The organism is Pseudomonas sp. IT-P294, from assembly GCF_949767865.1.
Classification (GTDB): domain Bacteria; phylum Pseudomonadota; class Gammaproteobacteria; order Pseudomonadales; family Pseudomonadaceae; genus Aquipseudomonas.
The window spans coordinates 267,237-288,243 of the sequence record NZ_CATKQW010000056.1 but is presented as its reverse complement, the minus strand read 5'-3'; the positions used below and the strand labels follow the sequence as shown (position 1 = coordinate 288,243).

Here is a 21,007-nt window from a genome sequence, read left to right as displayed (position 1 = left end):
CAGATCCAGTGTGGGAGCGAGGCTGCTCGCGATGAGGCCCGCCCAAACACTAAAAATCTCAGATCATATTTCGGGCGTCCAGGTCACCCCGAACATCCACGCCCGACCTTCCTCGCGATACCCATACTGACTGCCCTCATGGCTGTACAGCGCCCGGCTGTAACCCTTGTCCAGCAGGTTATCGACCTTCAACTCAAGCTTGATCCTGCGATTGAGCTCCCAGCTACTGCGCAACCCGAGCAATGCATACCCGCCCAGGGCTTGCTGATTGTCCTTGTCGTCGTAACTGCTGCTCACCGCCTGCCAACTGGCGCCGAGCCCGAGCCGGTCAAACTGCCGATCCAGATCCAGGCTCAACGTCCGCCGCGCACGACGAGCCAGGGTGTGACCGCTGTCGCGATCCCGTGGGTCGATGATCGCCACGCCAAGGTTGCTCTGCCAGCCGAACAGCTCTTGTTTCAGCGCCGCTTCAAAACCGTTGATCCGCGCCGAAGCCACGTTCTGCGGGTGAGAATTGCTGCCGAAAATAATCGCGTCTTCAAGGTCTGTTCGGTACAGCGAGGTTTCCAGTCGGCTGCTGTCGGTCAACTGGCTGCGCCATTGCAGCTCATAGCTTTTCGAGGTTTCGGGCTTGAGGTCGGGGTTACTGAAATCCGGGTAATACAGGTCGTTGAAGGTTGGCGCGCGAAAACCTTCGCTGTAGGTCAACAGCACGTCGTTGTCCGGGTTCAGCGGCAGGGTAAAAGTGCCGCTCCAGCTATTCTGGCCACCGAACTGCTGGTTCTCGTCTCGGCGCAGCCCCAGTTCCGTGGAGAAGCTGTCCGCCCGGTAGCGATGCTGGATAAACGCCGCGCGGTTCCAGCGGCTGTCCTCGTCGAAGGGTGTGCTGCTGTTGATCCGGTCTTCGTACCAGTCGCCGCCGAGGATCAGGCTGTTGCGCTCGTTGAGCGTCAAATCGTTCTGCCAGTTCACTGAATCACGGTAGGTGTTGAACACGCTGCGCTCGTCGCTGAGCTTGTCGAAAGTCTTTTCGCGGTTTTCGTTGTGGCCGAATTCGATGCGGGTTTTCCAGAGGTCGTTAACCCGGGCATCGACGTAACTGCTGATGCTGCTGATGTCAAAATCGCTGTAAGGCTGCTGCTGGACCGATTCGAAGGTGCTCGTGTCGAAGCGCCCGAACGGGTTGTCGAACTCGCTTTTGCCACGGTTATCGAGGACGTTGGCGCCGATTTCGATGTCATCGGTGAGGGCGTGACTCAGGCTCAGGCTGATAGATTTATTGCGGTACTCGTCGTGATCGCCGTCGCTGGGATACGACTCGTGAGTGCGATTGATCCCGGCGCTTTCATCAAGGCTGGTGCCAAGGTTGAAACGGGTTTTCTCATCGCCGCCAGACACGCCGAGGCTGCGTTCCCAGGTCTGATGGCTACCGAATCCCACGTGCATCCGTGGCTGCAAGCCCGGTTCGCCGCCACGGCGGGTGAAAATCTGAATCACCCCGCCAATCGCATCGCTGCCGTAGATCACCGAGCGCGAGCCGCGCAACACTTCCACGCGCTCGACCTGTTCGATGTTGATGTGTTGCAGGTTGCTGTCGCCAGACGTCGAGTTGCCAATCCGTTGGCCATCCACCAACACCAGGCTTTGCGCCGAGTTTGTGCCGCGAATGTAAATCCCCGGCAGACTGCCGCGACCGCCGGTTTGCGCGACTTGCACGCCAGGCACGCGACTGAGCAAGTCAGTGACGCTGACCGGTTGCAGGCGGTCGATGTCCTCGCGGGTGAACACGGTATTGGCGGCGCTGCTGTCGTTGCGCGCTTCGACCTGACGGTTGGCGCTGATCAGAATGTCCGGCAGCTTCAGGGCCTCATCGCGTTCGAAGGTGTCGGCCAGCAGTGGGCCGGCTGGCAGAAGCGTCAGCGTCAGGGCGAGGGGGGAGAGTTTCATTGGGCAGTCCGTTGGCGCTTTAAAGCGAACACAAATTTTGAAAGGCACAGAAACCACTGTGGGAGCGGGCTTGCCCGCGATGGCGTTTTGTCAGTCAACAAATATGTCGACTGTCAGTCCGCCATCGCGAGCAGGCTCGCTCCCACAGGGTGATGCGTTTAAATATTTAGCAGTTGCAGGCGCTGACGAATAGACGCTTCGATCCCTGCCTCATCCAGTCCGCACTCAGCCAGCATTTGCGCAGGCTTGGCGTGTTCGACGTAGCTGTCCGGAAGACCCAGATGCAGCATCGACTTGAGGATGTTCTCCCGTGCGAGGAACTCGCTGACCGCGCCACCGGCGCCGCCCATGATCGCGTTCTCTTCGACGGTGACCAGCAGCTCATGACTGGCGGCCATTTCGCGAACCAGTGCTTCGTCCAGCGGTTTGACGAAACGCATGTCGACCACGGTTGCATCCAGCGTCTCGGCGACTTTCAGCGCTTCGGCCAACTGCACGCCAAACACCAGCAGGGCGACTTTGCTGCCCTGGCGACGAACCACGCCTTTGCCGATTTCGATCGGCTCAAGGTTTTTCTCGATCGTTGCATTCGGGCCGGAGCCACGTGGGTAACGCACCGCCGCCGGGCCATTGAACAGGTGGCCGGTGGTGAGCATTTTGCGCAGTTCGTTTTCGTCGCTCGGGGTCATCACCAGCATGCCGGGGATGCAGCGCAGGAACGACAGGTCGAAGCTACCGGCGTGTGTCGGGCCGTCTTCGCCCACCAGACCAGCGCGGTCGATGGCGAACAATACGTCGAGGTTTTGCACGGCGACGTCATGGATCAGTTGGTCGTAACCGCGTTGCAGGAACGTCGAGTAGATCGCCACCACCGGTTTTGCGCCTTCACAGGCCATGCCGGCGGCGAAGGTCACCGCGTGCTGCTCGGCAATCGCCACGTCGAAGTAGCGCAGCGGGAAACGCTCGCTGAAGGCCACCAGATCGGAGCCTTCCTTCATCGCCGGTGTGATGCCCACCAGGCGTGGGTCGGCGGCGGCCATGTCACACAGCCATTCGCCGAACACACCGGAATACTTCGGCCCGCTGGCTTTTTTCGGCGCGGCCGCCGGAGCGTCCAAAGGTTCGAGTTTGGTGATGGCGTGGTAACCGATCGGGTCGACTTCCGCCGGGGCGAAACCTTTGCCTTTCTTGGTGACCACGTGCAGGAACTGCGGGCCTTTGAGATCGCGCATGTTGCGCAAGGTGGCGATCAGGGTTGGCAGGTCGTGACCATCGATCGGGCCGATGTAGTTCCAGCCCAGCTCTTCGAACAGCGTGCCGGGGACCAGCATGCCTTTTGCGTATTCTTCGGTGCGACGGGCGATTTCCCAGGCGCCGGGCAGGCGTGAGAGGACCTTTTTACTGCCCTCGCGCATGCTTGCGTAGGTGCGGCTGGAAAGAATCTTCGCCAGGTAATTCGACAAGCCGCCGACATTGCGCGAGATCGACATGTCGTTGTCGTTGAGGATCACCAGCATGTTGGCGTTCACTTCCGGCGCATGGTTCAGCGCCTCGAAGGCCATGCCGGCAGTCAACGCACCGTCGCCGATCACGGCAATGGCCTTGCGATCACTGTTCTGCAGGCGGGCGGCAATGGCCATGCCCAGCGCTGCACTGATCGAGGTGCTGGAATGGCCGACGCCAAAGGTGTCGTACTCGCTCTCGGCGCGGCGCGGGAAGGCTGCGACGCCGTCCTTCTGGCGCAGGGTGCTCATGCGCTCGCGACGGCCAGTGAGGATCTTGTGCGGATAGGCCTGATGACCCACGTCCCACACCAGCCGGTCGTCCGGGGTGTCGAAGACGTAATGCAACGCAATGGTCAGTTCGATGACGCCCAGGCCTGCACCGAAATGCCCACCGGTCTGACCGACCGTGTAGAGCAATTCCAGGCGCAACTCATCGGCCAGGGTTTCCAGCTCGGCTTCGCCTAACCGGCGCAGGCCGTCCGGCGTGTTGGCACGGTCGAGCAGGGGCGTGGTCGGGCGCTTGCGGGGAATCTCATGAAACGTCGTGGGCATCAGGCGAATCGTTATAGGTATAAAAGATGCGGCAGTTTACCTGATGCATCGCCCCCTGCCCACGCGTTGGTTTTAACTTGGCAGATACGCCGTCAGCTGCGACGCTCGACGATGTACCGGGCCAGGTCGCGCAGTGGCTCGGCGGCAGCGTCAAACGGTCGCAGTGCGTGCAGGGCCTGATCGCGCAGTTCCAGGGCATAGGCCTTGGCCGCGTCGAGGCCGAGCAAGGCCGGGTAGGTCGGTTTGTCGCGGGCAATGTCGGCGCCCTGGCGCTTGCCGAGGGTTTCGGTATCGCTTTCGACGTCGAGAATGTCGTCCTGTACCTGAAAAGCCAGACCGATGGCCTGTGCATAAGTCTGCAGGGACTTCAGTTCGTCTTTCTCGGCACGACCGCTCGCCAGGGCGCCGAGCTTGACGCTGACCTCGATCAGCGCGCCGGTCTTGTGCCGATGCATGTACTCAAGGGCTTTCTGATCGAGTTTCAGGCCGACCGAACCAAGGTCGATGGCTTGACCGCCGACCATGCCCGCCGGGCCTGCTGCCAACGCCAGGGCGCTGACCATTTGCAGTTGGAGGTGATCGGAGGGGAGAGCAGCATCCGAAGCGCTCAGACGCGGGTCGAGCAGCGCGGTGAACGCCAGGCTCTGCAAGCCGTCACCGGCCAGAATCGCGCAGGCTTCATCGAATTTCTTGTGCGTAGTCGGCTGGCCGCGGCGCAGATCGTCGTCGTCCATCGCCGGCAAATCGTCGTGCACCAGGGAATAGGCGTGGATCAGCTCCACTGCACACGCCGCGCCATTGGCTTGCTCAGCCTTGCCGCCCAGCGCCTCGCAGGCGGCATAGGCCAGCAGCGGACGCACGCGTTTGCCGCCGTTCATCACGCTGTAGCGCATGGCTTCGTACAGCCGCGCCAGCTCGGGGCTCGGCGGGTTGAACAGGGTTTCCAGTGCTGCGTTGACGCGGGCCTGGCTGGTCGCCGAATACGCTGCAATCATTCTGGCTGATCCGCGTCGAAGGGTTCCTCGGCCAACTCGCCATCACGCTCGAGCAGCACTTGAACCTTTTGCTCGGCCTGGGCCAGCGCCGCCTGGCAATCGCGGGTCAGACCGATGCCTTGCTCGAAAGCCGTCAGCGAGTCTTCCAGCGACAATTCGCCGTTCTCCAGACGCTCCACCAGCGTTTGCAGGTCAGCGAGAGATTGTTCGAAATCCAGTGCAGCTTTTTTGCGGGCCATGGCGGCTATTTCCGGTTGACGTTAAACCGGCGCGACACTAGCAGACATGGGGGTTATGGGCAAATGAGCGGGGCATTTCAGCCACTGCTTTCGGGATAGCTGATCTGGTATCGAGTATTACGCCCACCACCGGCAAGCCGCTTCACATAGCCTTTCTCCAGCAATTCAGCCAGATGACGAGTGGCAGTGGCCTTGGACACCTTTACCACCGCCTGATACTGCGCAGCGCTGATGCCTTCCTCGAAACCGCGCTCTCCGCCATCCAGCAAGCGATTCAGTACTTTGGTTTGCTCCGCCGTCAAAACGGACTCGCGGTGGGCCTGCCAGAAACGCGCCTTGCCCAGCACTGATTCAATCCGGGTCATGGCCTGCTGCAGGCTGCGTAACAAGGTTTGCAGGAACCACTCCAGCCAATCCGTGATATCCACGGTGGCTTTCTGGCTGGCCTCAAGTACCCGGTAGTAGCCGGAACGGTCCTCCAGAATGCTCGCTGACATCGCATAGAAACGGATCGCTTGCGCCTCGCCCTGAGCCAGTGCCAGATCGGTGATGGTGCGCGTCAGTCGTCCATTACCATCATCGAAGGGGTGCAGGGTGACGAACCAGAAGTGTGCGATGCCGGCCCGCAACAAAGGATCGAGCCCGACCTGACTCTGGCTGGCTTCAAACCAGTTGAGGAAGGCGTCCAATTGCTGCTCCAGTCCTTTGCGCGGTGGTGCTTCAAAGTGAATGGTGGGTCTGTCGATACGCCCGGACACCACTTGCATCGGCTCATCGCCGCGTAACGCACCGATATGGATGGAGCGAGTGGCAAAGTTTGTGTCCTGATCCGGGAACAGCCATTCATGCCACGCCAGAAGTCGCTCCAATGTCAGGGGAGAGGCGAAGTGCTGAGTGGCATCGAGCAGCAACTGCGCCAGCCCTTCGCTGCGTTGGCTGACTTGACCGCCATCGACTGCTTCCAGGCCTAGACGCCGTGCCAGCGAAGAGCGCACCGAGCCAACGTTCAGTTGTTCCCCCTCGATAGCCGAAGACGTCACGATGTTCTGCAACAACGCATCCAGTTCTGTCTGTGCACTGAGTGAGCGGTCCACAGAACAGGCCATGCCCATTAACTGACCTTGGGCTTGCACGCACTCGCGCAACAGCGGCGTCAGGCGCTCGGGGTGCCAGTTGAAATTCGGCCAATCGGGCTGTTGCCAGATCCAGTGAGGTGCCATTAACCGGGTGCTCCAAGGTGAATGAGCCGAATAATAATCTTATTCGGCTCATTTGGTGAGCCGAATAACTGCGCTATTCGGCTCACGCCTCGCTTTCACCGTGATTCTCACCACAAATAAAGATGTATCCGATTGTTAAAAAACCGCCAAATGGCTAACCTTCGCGCCTTCTACGACCCGATAGTCATGGGTCTTTCTGACGAAACGCAGTTTTTAGATCTGTAACGCGCCGAGGATCGGGCGCAAGGTTTCGTTATGCATGGCAGGAGGCGTCACATGCGTTCATTTCTTTTGCTGGTAATGGGGCTGGTCTGCGCGAGCGCGGCCTGGGCCGAACCGACGGCCGAGCTTTCGGAACCGGTGGGCGGCTGGCGTTATTCCGGCCTGCTCGATCGCAGTGAAAATCCTGAAGTTGCCTATCCCACACCGCCCATCGACCGGGGCGTGCAGCGCAATCGCACGATGATCGAAGGTCAGCTCAAGGCCATCGGCACTCAACGCGGGCCCCACACCCTGGCGGTCAATGGCAATCCGCTGAATCTTTACACCGACGACGAAGGGCGTTTCGCCCGGCCGTATGCGTTCGGCGCGGGTTCCAACAGCGTCGAAGTGCGCAGCGCTGAAGGCAAGTCTCTCAAGCGCGTTCAATTCTATGAAGCCAACAACCTGCGCACCCCAGCACGGATTCGCGTGGTGCTGGGTTGGGACGATCCGAAAGCCGAACTCGACCTGCACATCATTACCCCCGACGGCCAGCACGCGTTTTTCGCCCACACGGCGTTGACCAATGGCGGCGGTCTGGACCCGGATGGCGTCGATGGCCCCGGTCCGGAGATGTTCACCATGACCGCGCCGCTGCATGGCACCTATCTGGTTTACGTGAACTATTGGGGCAACTTCGGCAGCGAAGGCTATAACTTCGATGAGACCAGCAACCAGAACGAGGTCATCACCTCGCAAATCAATCTGGTGCTGAACGAAAACACCGTCGACGAAAAACGCGAGACCTTCATCGTGCCCCTGCGCGCGATCGGTGACCTGTTGCTGGTCAAGACTTTCAACTATTAAGCATCCCGCTCCACGGATGAAATGGGCTTTGTGAACATGAGCGATAACACTGTGACTCCTGGCGCTGACGCACCGGCCGCCAAACCTTCCCGCCGCTGGCCGGCCGTGCTGGTCGGGCTGGTCCTGGTCGCTGGCGTAGCAGGCGGATTGGGCTGGTTCATGCACAAGCCCAAGGCACCACCGGCCGAGCTGGCCAGCGACAAGCTGGGCATGAGTCGTCCGGACGGCCTGCTCGAAACCCACTCCTTGAGCCAGTTGCCCAAGGACTTGCTGGCGGTGCCGTTCCTCAAGGAAACCCTGACCGAAGATTTCGTCTTCTATTACGAAGCGCACGCCGACCGTCTCGGCTTGATCGGCAGTCTGCGGCGGATCATTTACGAACATGACCTGAAATTGCAGGACAGCCTGATCGAGCAGCTCTTCGATCAACCGGCGGACGTAGCGCTGTGGCGTGGGGCGGACGGTCGTCTGAAAGACTTTTTGTTGGTGATGGATCGCGGCGGACTGGCCAAGGTGCTGGAGCCGCTGGCCAAAGTGGCGCTGGATGATTCGCAGCTGACCAAAATCGCTGATGTGAAAGTCGGGACCGACGACGTGGCGCTTTATCAACTCAGCTACAACGCCAGCAAGGCGCTGGTGTTCGCTTCCCACGGCGACAAACTGGTGGTGCTGTCCAATCCGACCAAACTCTACGACCCCGAAAGCGGCACATCCGAAGAATCGGGCAGCGTTTCGACCAAGGCCATCGCCGCGTTGCTCAACGGCGACAAACTGTTCCCCGAAGCGTTTGGCCTGCCACCCCGCGCGCCTGAGGTGAAACAACGTCTTTCGGTCAACGCCAGTGTGCTGGCCATGGGTTATCAGCGCTTCATCCCGAACTTCGCCGGTCTGCGTTTCGACATGGACGACAAAGGCTGGCACAGCTTCCTCGCCATGGATGAACTGGACAAGCAGCCGGACTTCGATTTCAAACCCATCTGGAAAGCCATGCCGATGGGCGCCAGCGCCTGCGTCGCGTTGCCTCTGGCCGCCGAACAACAGAAACCGCTGCTGGTGAAACTCGGCGCCGACGAAACCGTGGCTCAGGCACTGACCGAACACATGGCCGGTGCTGCCGGCCTGTGCTGGTACGCCGATTCGCGGTTGTACACGCCGCTGCTGGTGGCCAGCCTGAATGATGATGACAGCGCCAAGCTCGATGGCGACCTGGGCAACCTGTTCAGCTCGATGGTCGGTGCTTACGAGGGTAATGTGGCAGACCACGCCTTCCCGGTGGTCGAGAAGCAGGAAGGCACCACTCACCAATGGCAGCGTCAGGTCAGCTCCAACTTCGGCCCTTACGCGGCCAAGGACGCCGAGCAACCGGACGCGATCACCGGCAAGGCGTTCATGCGCGTGAGCTTGGCCCGTCACGGTTCGACGCTGCTGTTCTCCCTCGACGACAAGCTGGTGGACAAAGCCCTCGGCACCCTCGACAAACGCTTTCCGCCGATGGCTGACGTGGTGCCCAAAGACTTGCTGATGCCGGTCTACTTCGGCCCGGATTCCATGGCGCAGCTGATGCAACAGGAAACCCTCGACAGCTTGCCGCAGGACATGGAGCCGGTGTTCTACAACGCCGCGCAAACCTACCTGATCCCGAAATTGCGCAAGCTCGGCGGTTACGGCAAATACGCCCTGACCTTGCCCGAAGGCAGCGAACCCGATGGCCACTGGCAATGGCTGCCGCTGGAATGGAAAGCCCTGTGACCGCACTCATCCGAGGCCTCGGCCTGCTGGCGATGTTGCTGGGCAGTCGTGCATTTGCCGGTGACGCCCCCGCGCTGGATCCGCAGCAATCCCAGGTGTTCCGTGCCTGGTTTGTGCGCATCGCCCAGGAACAATTGACCCAAGGCCCAAGCCCGCGCTGGTATCAGCAGGACTGCGCCGGCCTTGTGCGTTTCGCCGCCAACGAAGCGCTGAAAGTCCATGACGATAAATGGCTGCGCAGCAATGGCCTGTCCAATCGCTACCTGCCGCCCGAATTGCAGTTGAGCGAAGCCCAGCGCGGCCTAGCCCAGCAATGGCAACAGGGTGGCGGCAAGGTCGGGCCGTACGTCAACGCAATCAAATTGATTCAGTTCAACAGCCATCTGGTCGGCCGGGATGTGGCGCAAGCACGGCCCGGCGACCTGATGTTTTTCGATCAGGGCGACGACCAGCACCTGATGATCTGGATGGGCCGCTACATCGCCTATCACACCGGCACCACCACCCCCACTGACAACGGCATGCGATCCGCAAGCCTGCAGCAACTCATGACATGGAAGGACACCCGATGGATACCCGACGCAGCCAACCCCAACTTCATCGGCGTCTATCGACTGAACTTTCTCTCCCAATGATCGGTGCCCGCATGCTGCGTTTTCTGCCTCTACTGTTGGTATTGGTTCTGCCTTTTTCGGCGGCCATCGCCGAAGACACCGTCGAGCCCAGCGGCTACACGCCGGTGGCCGGTGAAAGCTTTTTCCTGCTGGCCGACAGCAGTTTCGCCAGCGACGAACAGGCGATGGTGCGCCTCGAAGCGCCGGGCCGTGACTATCGTCGTTTCCGCATGGAGCCTTACGGTGGCGCGGATATTCGCGTGTATCGCATCGACAAGCCGCTGGATTTCCTCAAGCGTCAAAAGAACCTGCACCGCGTGGTCAGCGACGGCCAGTTCAAGGGTGAGGGCCTGTCGAACACCCTCGCGTACCTGTGGGACAACTGGTATCGCAAATCCCGCCGGGTGATGCAGCGCGCGTTCTCCTACGAATCGCGTAAACAAGTCACCGAAGAAGTGCCGGAACTGAAGATGGGCAGCGCGATTGCCGCGCCAACGCCTTACGATGCGCAGCCGCAATTCGCCTTGATCCCGGGCCTGCCGGTGGTCAGCCAGTTCCGTTATCCGCTGTGGCAAGCCAAGCCGATCCAGCCGCCTGAGGGCGTGAACCTGGCCGGCTCGTCCAGCGAGTTCGTCAGCGTCGCACCGGGCAACGTGTACATTCCGTTGGGCAACCTCAAACCAGGCCTGTATCTGGTGGAAGCGCTGATCGGCAAGTACCGCGCGACGACGATGGTGTTCGTTTCCAATACCGTGGCCGTGAGCAAGATTGCCGGTGATGAACTGCTGGTGTGGGCCGCGCGCAAACACGAAGGCAGTTCGGTGCCCAAGGTCAATGTGCTGTGGACCGATGGCCTGGGTGTGATGAGCAGCGGCGCTACCGATGCCGATGGTTTGCTGCGTCTGAAACACGTCAGCCCCGAGCGTTCGTTCGTCATTGGCGAGGACGAAGAGGGCGGGGTGTTTGTCTCCGAAAACTTCTATTACGACAGCGAAATCTACGACACCAAACTCTATGCCTTCACGGATCGACCGCTGTATCGGCCGGGGGATTGGGTGTCGCTGAAAATCGTCGGTCGCGAGTTCAAGAACGCCCGGGATTCCGTGGCGCCGACGGCTGCCGACGTCAACGTGACCGTGCTCGATGCCACCGGCACAGCCTTGCAATCGCTGGCGCTGAAACTCGATTCCAAGGCCGGCACCCAAGGTCGCTTCCAGTTGCCGGACAACGCCGTGGCCGGCGGTTACGAGCTACGTTTCAGCTACAAGGACCAGGCCTATAGCAGCGCCTTCCGTGTCGCCGAATATATCAAGCCGCACTTCGAAGTTTCCTTGAACCTGGCCAAGCAGGATTACCGCACCGGCGAGCCGGTGAAAGGCAGCCTGGTGCTGCTGTACCCGGACGGCAAGCCAGTGGCCAACGCCAAGTTGAGCTTGAGCCTGCGCGCTCAACAACTGTCGATGGTCGACAACGAACTGCAATACCTCGGGCAATTCCCGGTGGAGCTGACCAGCACCGAACTGACCACCGACGCCAAGGGCAACGCGACCCTTGAGCTGCCAGCCGCTGAAAAACCAAGCCGCTACATGCTCACGGTTTTTGCCAGCGATGGCGCGGCGTATCGGGTCAAGACCACCAAGGAAATCCTCATCGACCGTGGTGCCGCGAGTTTCAGTCTGCGGGCGCCGCAACGTTTCAGTGCGGTGGGCGACAAGGTCACGTTCAGCTATTTGAATGAAGGCGGCAGCGAACAAAGCAAAGCAGTGAAACCAAGCAGTTACGGTTGGGTGCGCCTGGAAGACCAGAGCATCGGCGAAGGCAAACTGGCCGCAGCCGATAAAAACTTCACGTTGGCCTTCGAACGTCCGGGCACCTACAACCTGACGTTGAAGGATGACCATGGCCGCGTGGTTGGTGCGACCGGCCATTCGGTTACTGGCGACGGCGTCAAAGCCGTGCCGGGCACGGTGGAAATCGTCCTCGATAAACCCGAGTACAAGGCCGGCGACGAAGCCCTCGCGTTGATTACATTCCCTGAGCCGATCAGCGATGCATTGCTGTCGCTGGAGCGGGACAAGGTCGAGGCCACGGCGTTGCTGTCCAAGGGCGGCGACTGGCTGAAGATGGAAAAGCTCAGCGACACCCAATATCGCGCGCGCATCCCGGTGAAGAATACCTTCGCGCCGAACCTGACGTTCTCGGTGCTGTACACCAAGGGTGGCCAATACAGCTTCCAGAACGCCGGCATCAAGGTGATTGCGCCGCAGATCGACGTGGCCATCGCCACCGATAAAGAGACGTATCAGCCGGGCGATACGGTGTCGGTTGACCTGACCACGCAATTCGCCGGCAAGCCGATTCCGGCGCACCTGACGGTCAGTGTCGTCGACGAAATGATCTACGCGCTGCAACCGGAAGTGGCGCCGACCATCGACCAGTTCTTCTACCACCCGCGCCGCAACAACGTGCGCACCAGTGCCAGTTTGTCGTTCATCAGCTACGACGTCGCATTGCCGGGTAGCCCGGGCGCGCCGGGCAAAGCCAACCGCAGCGAGCGTGGCGTGAAAGTGCTGGAGCGGCCGCGTCGCGAAGACGTCGACACCGCCGCGTGGCAGCCTGAATTGGTGACCGATGCCAATGGCAAAACCCGTTTCACCTTCAAGATGCCGGACTCGCTGACCCGCTGGCGCATCACTGCGCGAGCCATCGCCGATGACGGTCAGGTCGGGCAGAAGAAGCAATTCGTGCGCTCGGAAAAACCGCTGTACCTGAAGTGGAGTGGACCAAGCAAATTCCGCACGGGCGACAAGCCGGATCTGGGTGTGTTCGCGTTTAGCCAGTCTGAAAAACCGGTCAAGGCCGAGCTGGTCATCCATTACGGCGGCGCCGATCAACGTGTGCCGGTGACCCTGAACAACGGCATCAACTACATCCCACTGCCAGCATTTGTATTGGCCTCGGGTGAGTGGACCGCTGAACTGGTGCAGGACGGCAAAACCGCCGATGCGCTGGCCGTGCGTCTGACCGCGACCGGTGAAGGCTGGCAGGTCACGCAAAGCCAAAGCCTGGACGTGGCCAGCGGTGATACGCCGCTGACGCTGCCGGCGGATGCTACGGATATTCGCCTGCGCCTGGATGACAGTCCGCAAGCGCTGTTCCGCTCGGCGCTCGATGATTTGCTGAGCTATCCGTATGGCGGCGTCGAGCAGACGGCCAGCCGTTTGCTCCCATTGAGCATCGCGTATCCGGTCTTGTCCTCGAACCCGCAGATCCGTGATCGCTTGCGCCTGATCATGCAAAACAGTCGTCTGCGTCTGGTGCAAATGGCCGGGCCGTCGGCGAGTTTCACCTGGTGGGGCATGGACGGTGAGCCGGATGCGTTCCTCACCGCGTACGCCTATTACGCCGACTGGCACGCCAGCAAAGCGCTGGAGTTGAGCCTGCCGCCGGAGCATTGGCAGCGGGTGCTGGAGGTGTATGCCAAGCAGGCGAAAAATACCCCGCTGTTGCAGCGTGCACTGATTCTGTCGTTCGCCAAGCAGATGCAATTGCCGGTCAACACGTTGCTCAGCGGGTTGATGGATGACCTGTCGAAAGCCGGCGAGGGTAATGCGGCGAACCTGATGGAGGACGGCGAAGACAGCATTGTCATGAGCGATCCGGATTCGGCGCTGGGGTTGGCGGCGGCGCGTGCGTTGACGGCCTCTCTGGCGCGTCAGTCCAAGGTGACGTTGCCTGATGCTTTCAACCGTCAACTGCCTGATGCGCAGCAGCGTCTGGCCGTCAGTTCTCAACCGTTTGCCGAGGCGCTGAACCTGTCGCTGCAAACCTTTGATCAAGCTCACGCGAAAGCGCTGTTGCAACGTTTGCTGCCGCAGCAATCGACACTCGAACGTGCGTTGGCGCTGACCTGGTTGCAACGCGGTATCGAACAGGCTTCGCCGACCATCGCACTGGCCCCCGGCGAGGGCTGGAAGAAACAGTACGGCGCTACCGGTGAGATGTATTGGACGTGGCAGGGTGCTACGCCTGTGCCTGCGGTGCTAGCGTTGGCGGGAGCGCAAGAGCGTCCGCTGCGGGCGGCATTGAGCTTCCAGACCAAACAACCGCCAGTTGACCCGATGGCGGTGACCATCACCCGTCGCCTGTCGCGCCTGGTGCCGGGCGACGAAGCCTTCAACTTCAAACTTGAAGCGGTGGGGAGCAAACCGTTGTCCAGCGACAGCCTTTATCTGGACGAAGTGATCATCACCAGCAAAGCCGCGAAACCGCTGCGTTACGGCATGATCGAAGTGCCGCTGCCACCGGGCGCCGATGTCGAGCGCACCACCTGGGGCATCAAGTTGATGGGCAAGGCGGGCACCGAACCGACGGCGCTGGAGAAGGCGCGCTTCGAGCCGGGGCAGATGGCTTACGCGATTCCTGTGGATGCGTTGAGTGGCGAATTGCGCCTGCGTCATCTGGTGCGCTTCTCGCAAAAAGGCCAGTTCAACCTGCCGCCGGTGCGTTTCACGCAGGTCTATGCGCCACAGCATCAGGCCCAGGAACAGCAACCGGCGCTTGGCCAGATCACGGTCAACTGATGTGATCCGCCCCCTGGTCTGGTGGCTGTTGTGTTTGATCCCTGCGCTAGCGACAGCGCAGGACGAGCCGCTGCGCCTGGGCTTCAAGGGCGAGTTGATCTCGTTGAGCCGCACTCAGGTGATCTCACACCAGCCAATGCCTGCTGATCTACAGACCCCGTTGGGCAGTGTGTGGAAGTTGTTTGTGTACGGCTGGCTGGTGGATAACGGCGCGCATGAATCGCCCTATGAATGTCGCGGCCAGTCGAAGGAAGAGGTTTATTGCTGTTCCGCGGGCGGCAAGATTGAACGCGATCAGGCGTTGGTGAAGTCGTGCGGGTTGTATTTCGAGCCGGCACGCTTGGGCATCGCTGCCGCTGACTGGCGCACGTACTGGCAGTCGCGACAGGCGCCGGAGTGGTTGCTGAACTTGCCGTCGCTGCAGCCTTCGACACGAGTGCCGGTGGCTGAATTGCTCAAAGCGCTGACGGTTATGCCCGCGCAGGATCAGGCGCGGCGGGTGTTGCTGGATGTGGTATTGAACGCCGCTGACGGCAACGTCGTGGGTGAACTCGGTGGTCGGTTGCGGGTGAAAACCTGGAGCTGGTTGGGAGATCAGGATCCGTCGTCGCGTCAGGGCGGGTTTGCCGGTTGGACGGTGGATGGCACGCCCGTCTGGGCTGGAGGGCGCGGAACCAGCCAGATGGTGCTGCGTCACTACGGAGCGGCGTTGGCTTCGGTGTTGCCGGTGGATTGGCCCTCGGAGGCAGGACGCTGCGTCGAGGTCGGGCTATTTTCCCGTTATCCGGTCGGGCGTGTACTGGCCGGGGATCGGGTTGTTACTGCCGGGCCGTTGCAAGGCGATTACCGCGTTGAATTCACCAGCGGCAATCAACTCGATATCCACAGCGACGGCGAACTGTTTTTGCTCAAGGACAAGCTCATCGCCCGTCTGGACCGCGAAGAATACGTCGCCCGTGTTCTGCAACGAGAAGCCAAGCCCGAACCTGCCGAGGCCGCCAAAGCCCTGGCCATCGCCATCCGCACCTACCTGCTGCAAAACGCCACCCGCCACGGCGACTGCCTGAGCATCGACGACAGCAGCAGCCGACAACGTGTTGCCCCACGTCCGGCCACTGCCGAGTCACGCTACATCGCAGCCTGGACCAGCGACCTGGTTCTCGCCGGCAGCACCGTCACCTACCACTCCGACCAACCGGGCCCGGACAAACTCTCCTGGCAGCAAGCCGTCGAACAAGCCAACGCCGGCCAACGCTACGACGCCATTCTGCTGCACGCCTACCCGCGTGCCAGCCTCAGCCGTTGGGACAATCCGGTCGCCTCCTGCGAAGCGCTCCCCGCCGCCCAGGACTGGCTGCAAACCCAACGTCGCGGCTGGCGCCAACGTCTGGAAAGCGAAGTCGGCTACAACGAAGTCAGCACCTTCGCCGTCTGCCGCCTGGCCTTCGGCCGCCCCTATGTCGACCGCGAACGCCAGCGCATCTACGTGCGCGGCGTGCTAACGCTGCAAGACCGCCTCGACCTGACCCACGAATACCTGCACCTGGCCTTCGAAGCACACCCCAATGGCCAGGATGAAACCTACATCGAAGGGCTCGCCCGCCACCTCTTGCTGGAATAGGCCATGAAACTCCGTTACCCACAGGTCTTCCTGTTCCTTTGCTCTTTTTGCGTATTACCGACGGTGTTCGCCTCCGATAGCGCCGTAAAACTTGATACGCCTGTTGGCGGTTGGCGTACGGGGGCTATTGAGGGGGAAGGTGAAAACTTCCGTCAGACAGTCAACTACCCGGCTTCATCAGTGAACACGCCGGTGGGCCAAGCCAACACCGCGCGCATCACCGGCCAGATCAAAGCCACGCCCAAGTCCGGCGAACCAGGCCGGTTGATCGTCAACGGCGTCAGCATGCCGTTGAAAATTGATCCCGCTGGGCGCTTTGATCGCCCGTTCTCGTTTCCCAAAGGCAGCAACAGCGTCGAAGTCCGCAGCCCCGATGGCCAGCAGCGGCATCGCACGCAGTTTCTCAACGCCAGCGGCGGCGCAACCCCGGCCAAGTTGCGGGTGCTGCTGTCCTGGGACAGCGACAACACGGACCTGGACTTGCACCTGATTACGCCCGACGGCGCACACATCTGGTACGGCGACCGTGTCGCACCCAACGGCGCAGCGCTGGATGTCGACGTGACCACGGGGTACGGCCCGGAGATCTTCGCCATGCCGGCGCCGATCAAGGGGCAGTATCTGGTGTACGTGAACTACTTCGGCGGCGGGTATCGCAGTGACGAAGAAGGACAGGAAGAGGCGGTTCAGCCGCTGACCACGGCGCAGGTGACGGTGATTACGGAGGAAGGGACGCCGAATGAGAAGATGGAGACGTTCCTGGTGCCGATGCGGGCGGTGGGGGAGTTGACGTTGGTTAAGGGGTTTAGTTATCCGTGAGGGCTTATAGTGCGTTTCGAATTTATTTATCTGCCTACAGGGAGCAAACACAATGAGTTTTTCAGCAGCGAACACCATTGCATCCGTCTGGCCACTGATCAGCGGTATGACTGTGTTGAATACGCCCGGTGGGCAACGGACTTTTAACGTAGTAGCAGTGAGTGCCAATGGGGTCACTGTGACCCCTGGCTCCACGTCGATGGTTGTTCCCCGTAGCGCTTTCGAGAACGCAATCCAGTACTTGCATGACCATAACCACGACCGAAGAGGACCGTGCGTGATAAACGCGAAGACAGTTCCCGAGGAGGCAGGTCCACTTTGCCGGGCATCTCGTTTAACTACCACAGGCAGTTTCGGCCCAAGAAACATCACTTACGTGTTGCCGATTCTGCAGGCGTTGGGATTAGTCGAGATTGAGCCGAAATCCCCTGCGAGAACCTGGATACTATGAGAGCCGATGCGGAGACCGGACTTGTGCGGGGCTGTTTCAACTAAAGGCAAAGCCCTGGTTCAATCGTACAGCCAGGGTTTCAACTCCTTGAGGTTTGCGACCACAATCTGCTGAGCCTCAGGATTTGGATTCAGGTTTTTTGGATCAATCTGATAGCGCTGCAACACATACATCACCAAGGCCCTTCGACTCGGAACAACCAATTGCCCATCAGTCATCCCGAAGTCGACTTCAATGATCGCTTGTTGTGCTTTATTCAAGCGCCCGTCAGGCTTGATGATTACCGCCACCTCGGTATTCCACACCTCATCTCCATCAATGCCGTTTTCGGTTTCATCCTCCCGCATATCGGGCACGCCTCTTAGCCTGCTCAGTACAAAGTCGCGGTACTCCCGGTTTTTCTCGCAGTAGGCGCGCACATGCCAGCGCATCCCGGTGTACACCAATGTGTGCGGCGCAATCGTGCGGCCTTCGGGCTCCGGGCTGTTTAGCGAGACGTAATCGATGTCCAGACGCAGGTGCTCACGGCAGGCTTTGAGCAGTGGGCGAAGAATCTCAGCCTTGATCGAACGATCCGGTACTTCGAGCACTTTGGTGTGGGCATAGGCCAGGGCAAGGCCTTCGATGTGCGGCGCGCGTGCGTTGTTTTGATAGAGCAGGTGCAAATAGGCGCTCGCACTGTCGTCAATGAACAGCGGTTTGAACACCTTGCTCGGCACATAGCCCTTTATCTGTTTGTCATATGTAAGGTTTTTAGGCGCATGTTCATTGATGTAGGTATTGATGTCCTTGGACGCCTGCTGCCGGCTGATGCCGAAGCTCTGGATCAGGTGTCCCGTGGTCAGCCGGCCTTCCCACCAGGCAACGGTCTCGATCAAACGATAGCGAAGTGCCAGATCCCAGCGAACCTGCTCGATCGATTGCTTGCGTTTCATGTCCCCTCCATGTGCTCGTTTTGTTTACCTGTATAAGTCTACATTCTAGACCTGTCGCTTAACACTACATATCTTGTGAATGTCTTCGAGATAACTCGGACTCACTAAGGAAGTGGATATGAACGCGTTGGACGTGGTTTCTGCAGGTGCGCTGGTGTTGCTTGGGCTGATCCTGTTGATCTTGATGTTTCAGTATCTGCGGCTACGCGGCATCTGGAAGATGATGCTGGTGTGCCGGAGCGCAACTCGCTGGGCACGTATGTGGGAGATGGAGAATCGAGAGTTGCGCTCGGCGTTGCGAGCGGAGAAAGCGCATGTGGAACAGCTGCAAGGAAAGCTGAAGATTTTGCAGTCATTGATTCCGTCAGTGTGAAGGCGTCGGACTCAGTAGCAGTTGCGCGAGCTGATCGAGCGGATACCGCGAGAGTGCTGCGGGTAATGTGGGGAGTTTGATCAGCAAATCGAGGGTGATTGTCCGGGGTCCAAAGAGATGCTGGAGATCGCAAGTTTTCAAGTCTTTTGGAGAGTCGTTATGCCCATTAAACCTAAGCCGTTCACCTTTGTTTGCGATGAGTGTAGATGGAAGAAAACCGTAGCGCCGCGAAGCGATGCACTTGGGCCAGGCGACTGGTTCGCTTGCTGCCCAAAGTGTGGGAGCGAGTCGTTGAGTCGTCACCGCGCAGGCGTTATCGACCGCACTCTGGCCGAATGGCTTGCGCGATTACGGGGTTTTTGAGTCCTCGCAGACGCACAAAGTAATATCATGATGATATCGTTGGGCCCGATGCAGTGCCGATCAGATCGGGACGCCACGGAGTAAGTGTTGTAGCAGGGGAAAGGGATGTTGGTATTTATCGCATTTGTCGTCGCGCTGATCGGCTTTGTTGCCATGTCGCGACCGTTCAAAATCGTTTTTGCGTTGTACGTTGGGTACTTCGTCTATTACCTCTATTTGTATGCCGGCAAGGCTGATATTGAGCAGGCATCCACCTTTTTGACGCTGATTACAGGAGGCATTGGCCTATTGATAGTGGGTGGCGTTATGGGCGCGATGCGCTCGGCGGCGGAAAGTGAACAGCAGTATGTGGACCAACGTAAAAAAGTCCTGCTGTTCTTGCTCAAGTTTGGGGGCGCGTATGTCCTGATGACCCAACTGGCTACAGTTGGCTTGTTTCTGGCCGGCAATGGACGGTCTTGGGAGGACTGGATCGCAGCGAGTTTTTTGGTGAAAGTTACGCCCTATAAATGGGTCGCTTTCGTGCTGTTGATCGCGGTGTTTTATTGCGTGAAGAACGCTATTGCAAAACGCTCTTGGGTGAAGGTATGAGAGAACTCGCCTTCCCGATGCTTGCCGTATTCAAGAAGCCGGGGCTGCGGCCGATAGCGATCTTGTTGCGGGTTCGTCTACGTGCTCGGCCTTTGGTGCAATGCGCAAGGATGTAAATCTTGCCGTGTCTTACATCCCGCTCCCAACCAATGCTGGTGCAAATTCGGTTTGGCGATTGTGCCTGACTCATCGCGTCCATCAGCTGCTCTTTGTTGAATCATGCCCATCGGAAATGGAAGCCCTGCGCCATGAACACTCACTATTCGTCTGTCGTCAAAGTTCCGAAAGGGCCGGTGCACTTTCTCGCCATTGATGTGTGCCGCATCGAAGCTTCCAATCAAGATCTTGCCTGGTGTGAGTCAGTCGCGCGCTTCACCCGTCAGTGGGCGTTCGATCATCCTGACCAGAAACCGGCAACCCTGTGGATGTTGAACACTTCAAGCACGTTATTTGATGGGCGATACGGTGTTCATCTGGCTGCCAGTACGAAACTGCCCGAGAACTTTGTGGTTCTGCTCGGAAGATTTATGGAGAAAGAGCTTGGCTCTCTCCTGAGAAGTGCCAAGGGCGCGACCATTGGCGACGAACAAGACTGGCAACCTCTGTTCCACTTCCAGGACGACAAGGTCTGGACACCACAGGACCTGGAAAACTGGACCTCGCGCGACCTGAGCCCAGTTGAACGCCCGCCGTCTGAGGACGACAACCGGCGCGCTTTCTCTTTCCGGATCGAACCCACTGTTCTGACCGAGCAACAGCTCAATACCCGTGAGTTCAATGAGGCGCTGAACTCTGGAGATGTAGGCGACCTTGAGCGCTACATTCGCGCTCACTCATCAATCATCGACTGTGCCGATGCCTTCGAGAAAGGCAACACCCCACTGCATCTAGCCGCCGAGGCGGGTGACGTGGAAGCGTGCCGCTTGTTGTTCCGCTACGTCCAGCCAGACATCAGAAATCACAGCGGGCAAACTCCGTTGATTCAGCTCTCCATGTCCAGGCGATTCAAACCTCACGCAGGTGTCGTCGAGTTGTTTGCCTCGACCATCAATGAAACCGACCAGTATTCGAGGTCGGCACTGATGCACGCGGCAGACGGGCAAATGATCACAACCCGAATGGGCAACTTACGGTTGGTCAAGCTGTTGGTCGATCAGGGTTCCGACCTGAAAATGCTCGACGCCAAGGGCAGAACTGCACTGGGTCTGGCGCTTGCACGACATCTGCGGAGTAAGCCGGATGCCAATATCGAGGTCATCGAATGGCTCAAGAAAAAGACTTACGAGCAGTCAGTGGACCGCTATTTTCGCACGCACTACGACCATCATTTCGATGAAAAAGGTTTGCTCAACATTCGTAAGCGCTGAGTGCCTGGGACCTCC

Annotated in this window: 15 protein-coding genes; 9 read left to right on the top strand and 6 right to left on the bottom strand. The window is 59.6% G+C overall.

All coding sequences use genetic code 11. The features are described from left to right. Nucleotides 1-63: 63 nt before the first annotated feature. From ACM6I0_RS27345 to ACM6I0_RS27325, 5 genes are all read right to left on the bottom strand, one after another. A complete protein-coding gene (locus tag ACM6I0_RS27345; protein ID WP_414923734.1) occupies nt 64-1,947 on the bottom strand; it encodes a TonB-dependent receptor domain-containing protein in 1,884 nt (627 codons plus the stop codon). Nucleotides 1,948-2,105: 158 nt separating this feature from the next. Continuing rightward, nucleotides 2,106-4,004, bottom strand: a complete 1,899-nt coding sequence (gene dxs / locus ACM6I0_RS27340) for a 1-deoxy-D-xylulose-5-phosphate synthase (protein WP_414923733.1) — start codon at nt 4,002-4,004, stop codon at nt 2,106-2,108. Nucleotides 4,005-4,096: 92 nt separating this feature from the next. Continuing rightward, nucleotides 4,097-4,999: a polyprenyl synthetase family protein gene (locus ACM6I0_RS27335; RefSeq protein WP_285432428.1), complete on the bottom strand. Its 903-nt coding sequence runs from the start codon at nt 4,997-4,999 to the stop codon at nt 4,097-4,099. Continuing rightward, nucleotides 4,996-5,238 carry an exodeoxyribonuclease VII small subunit gene (locus ACM6I0_RS27330; RefSeq protein WP_007894317.1) on the bottom strand — a complete coding sequence of 81 codons (243 nt, stop codon included), beginning with the start codon at nt 5,236-5,238 and terminating at the stop codon, nt 4,996-4,998. Before ACM6I0_RS27330 ends, ACM6I0_RS27335 begins: the two co-directional genes overlap by 4 nt. Nucleotides 5,239-5,315: 77 nt before the next feature. Further along, entirely contained in the window at nt 5,316-6,458 is a 1,143-nt protein-coding gene (locus tag ACM6I0_RS27325; protein WP_414923732.1) for a Fic family protein, read from the bottom strand. A gap of 276 nt (nt 6,459-6,734) precedes the next feature. On the opposite strand from ACM6I0_RS27325, the gene ACM6I0_RS27320 reads away from it, so the two are divergent. The 6 genes from ACM6I0_RS27320 to ACM6I0_RS27295 are packed head-to-tail and all read left to right on the top strand — an operon-like array spanning nt 6,735 to nt 16,912. Then, complete coding sequence (locus tag ACM6I0_RS27320) at nt 6,735-7,526, top strand: YfaP family protein (RefSeq protein ID WP_414923731.1); 792 nt, start codon at nt 6,735-6,737, stop codon at nt 7,524-7,526. 36 nt (nt 7,527-7,562) lie between these two features. Continuing rightward, a complete protein-coding gene (locus ACM6I0_RS27315; RefSeq protein ID WP_414923730.1) occupies nt 7,563-9,275 on the top strand; it encodes a DUF2138 domain-containing protein in 1,713 nt (570 codons plus the stop codon). Beyond that, nucleotides 9,260-9,910 carry a DUF1175 domain-containing protein gene (locus tag ACM6I0_RS27310; RefSeq protein ID WP_405046081.1) on the top strand — a complete coding sequence of 217 codons (651 nt, stop codon included), beginning with the start codon at nt 9,260-9,262 and terminating at the stop codon, nt 9,908-9,910. Before ACM6I0_RS27315 ends, ACM6I0_RS27310 begins: the two co-directional genes overlap by 16 nt. Continuing rightward, nucleotides 9,907-14,472, top strand: coding sequence for an alpha-2-macroglobulin family protein (locus tag ACM6I0_RS27305; RefSeq protein ID WP_414923729.1), 4,566 nt, complete (start codon nt 9,907-9,909; stop codon nt 14,470-14,472). The genes ACM6I0_RS27310 and ACM6I0_RS27305 overlap by 4 nt, the downstream gene beginning before the upstream one ends. A 1-nt stretch (nt 14,473) precedes the next feature. Beyond that, nucleotides 14,474-16,093, top strand: coding sequence for a DUF2300 domain-containing protein (locus tag ACM6I0_RS27300; protein WP_414923728.1), 1,620 nt, complete (start codon nt 14,474-14,476; stop codon nt 16,091-16,093). 3 nt (nt 16,094-16,096) lie between these two features. Further along, nucleotides 16,097-16,912, top strand: coding sequence for a YfaP family protein (locus ACM6I0_RS27295; protein ID WP_414923727.1), 816 nt, complete (start codon nt 16,097-16,099; stop codon nt 16,910-16,912). Between the two features lie 510 nt (nt 16,913-17,422). On the opposite strand, the gene ACM6I0_RS27290 is transcribed toward ACM6I0_RS27295, so the two are convergent. Beyond that, on the bottom strand, nt 17,423-18,298 hold the full coding sequence (locus tag ACM6I0_RS27290) for a helix-turn-helix transcriptional regulator (RefSeq protein ID WP_046055575.1): 876 nt from the start codon (nt 18,296-18,298) through the stop codon (nt 17,423-17,425). 118 nt (nt 18,299-18,416) lie between these two features. Between ACM6I0_RS27290 and ACM6I0_RS27285 the strand changes: the two genes are divergently transcribed. The 3 genes from ACM6I0_RS27285 to ACM6I0_RS27275 all read left to right on the top strand — a co-directional run bounded on the left by ACM6I0_RS27285 (nt 18,417) and on the right by ACM6I0_RS27275 (nt 20,992). After that, complete coding sequence (locus ACM6I0_RS27285; RefSeq protein WP_414923726.1) at nt 18,417-18,671, top strand: hypothetical protein; 255 nt, start codon at nt 18,417-18,419, stop codon at nt 18,669-18,671. Nucleotides 18,672-19,139: 468 nt separating this feature from the next. Next, nucleotides 19,140-19,625 (top strand): hypothetical protein, encoded by a 486-nt coding sequence (locus ACM6I0_RS27280; protein ID WP_414923725.1) that lies wholly within the window; start codon nt 19,140-19,142, stop codon nt 19,623-19,625. A 248-nt stretch (nt 19,626-19,873) separates the two neighbouring features. After that, nucleotides 19,874-20,992: an ankyrin repeat domain-containing protein gene (locus ACM6I0_RS27275; protein WP_414923724.1), complete on the top strand. Its 1,119-nt coding sequence runs from the start codon at nt 19,874-19,876 to the stop codon at nt 20,990-20,992. The last annotated feature ends 15 nt before the right edge of the window (nt 20,993-21,007 follow it).

Excerpts from the sequence above, each read along its gene's own strand:
- ACM6I0_RS27330 (WP_007894317.1), bottom strand. The coding sequence starts at position 5,238 with ATGGCCCGCAAAAAAGCTGCACTGGATTTCGAACAATCTCTCGCTGAC.
- ACM6I0_RS27335 (WP_285432428.1), bottom strand. The coding sequence starts at position 4,999 with ATGATTGCAGCGTATTCGGCGACCAGCCAGGCCCGCGTCAACGCAGCA.
- ACM6I0_RS27285 (WP_414923726.1), top strand. The coding sequence starts at position 18,417 with ATGAACGCGTTGGACGTGGTTTCTGCAGGTGCGCTGGTGTTGCTTGGG.
- ACM6I0_RS27310 (WP_405046081.1), top strand. The coding sequence starts at position 9,260 with ATGGAAAGCCCTGTGACCGCACTCATCCGAGGCCTCGGCCTGCTGGCG.
- ACM6I0_RS27290 (WP_046055575.1), bottom strand. The coding sequence starts at position 18,298 with ATGAAACGCAAGCAATCGATCGAGCAGGTTCGCTGGGATCTGGCACTT.
- ACM6I0_RS27305 (WP_414923729.1), top strand. The coding sequence starts at position 9,907 with ATGATCGGTGCCCGCATGCTGCGTTTTCTGCCTCTACTGTTGGTATTG.
- ACM6I0_RS27315 (WP_414923730.1), top strand. The coding sequence starts at position 7,563 with ATGAGCGATAACACTGTGACTCCTGGCGCTGACGCACCGGCCGCCAAA.
- ACM6I0_RS27320 (WP_414923731.1), top strand. The coding sequence starts at position 6,735 with ATGCGTTCATTTCTTTTGCTGGTAATGGGGCTGGTCTGCGCGAGCGCG.
- dxs (WP_414923733.1), bottom strand. The coding sequence starts at position 4,004 with ATGCCCACGACGTTTCATGAGATTCCCCGCAAGCGCCCGACCACGCCC.
- ACM6I0_RS27275 (WP_414923724.1), top strand. The coding sequence starts at position 19,874 with ATGAACACTCACTATTCGTCTGTCGTCAAAGTTCCGAAAGGGCCGGTG.
- ACM6I0_RS27280 (WP_414923725.1), top strand. The coding sequence starts at position 19,140 with ATGTTGGTATTTATCGCATTTGTCGTCGCGCTGATCGGCTTTGTTGCC.
- ACM6I0_RS27325 (WP_414923732.1), bottom strand. The coding sequence starts at position 6,458 with ATGGCACCTCACTGGATCTGGCAACAGCCCGATTGGCCGAATTTCAAC.
- ACM6I0_RS27295 (WP_414923727.1), top strand. The coding sequence starts at position 16,097 with ATGAAACTCCGTTACCCACAGGTCTTCCTGTTCCTTTGCTCTTTTTGC.
- ACM6I0_RS27345 (WP_414923734.1), bottom strand. The coding sequence starts at position 1,947 with ATGAAACTCTCCCCCCTCGCCCTGACGCTGACGCTTCTGCCAGCCGGC.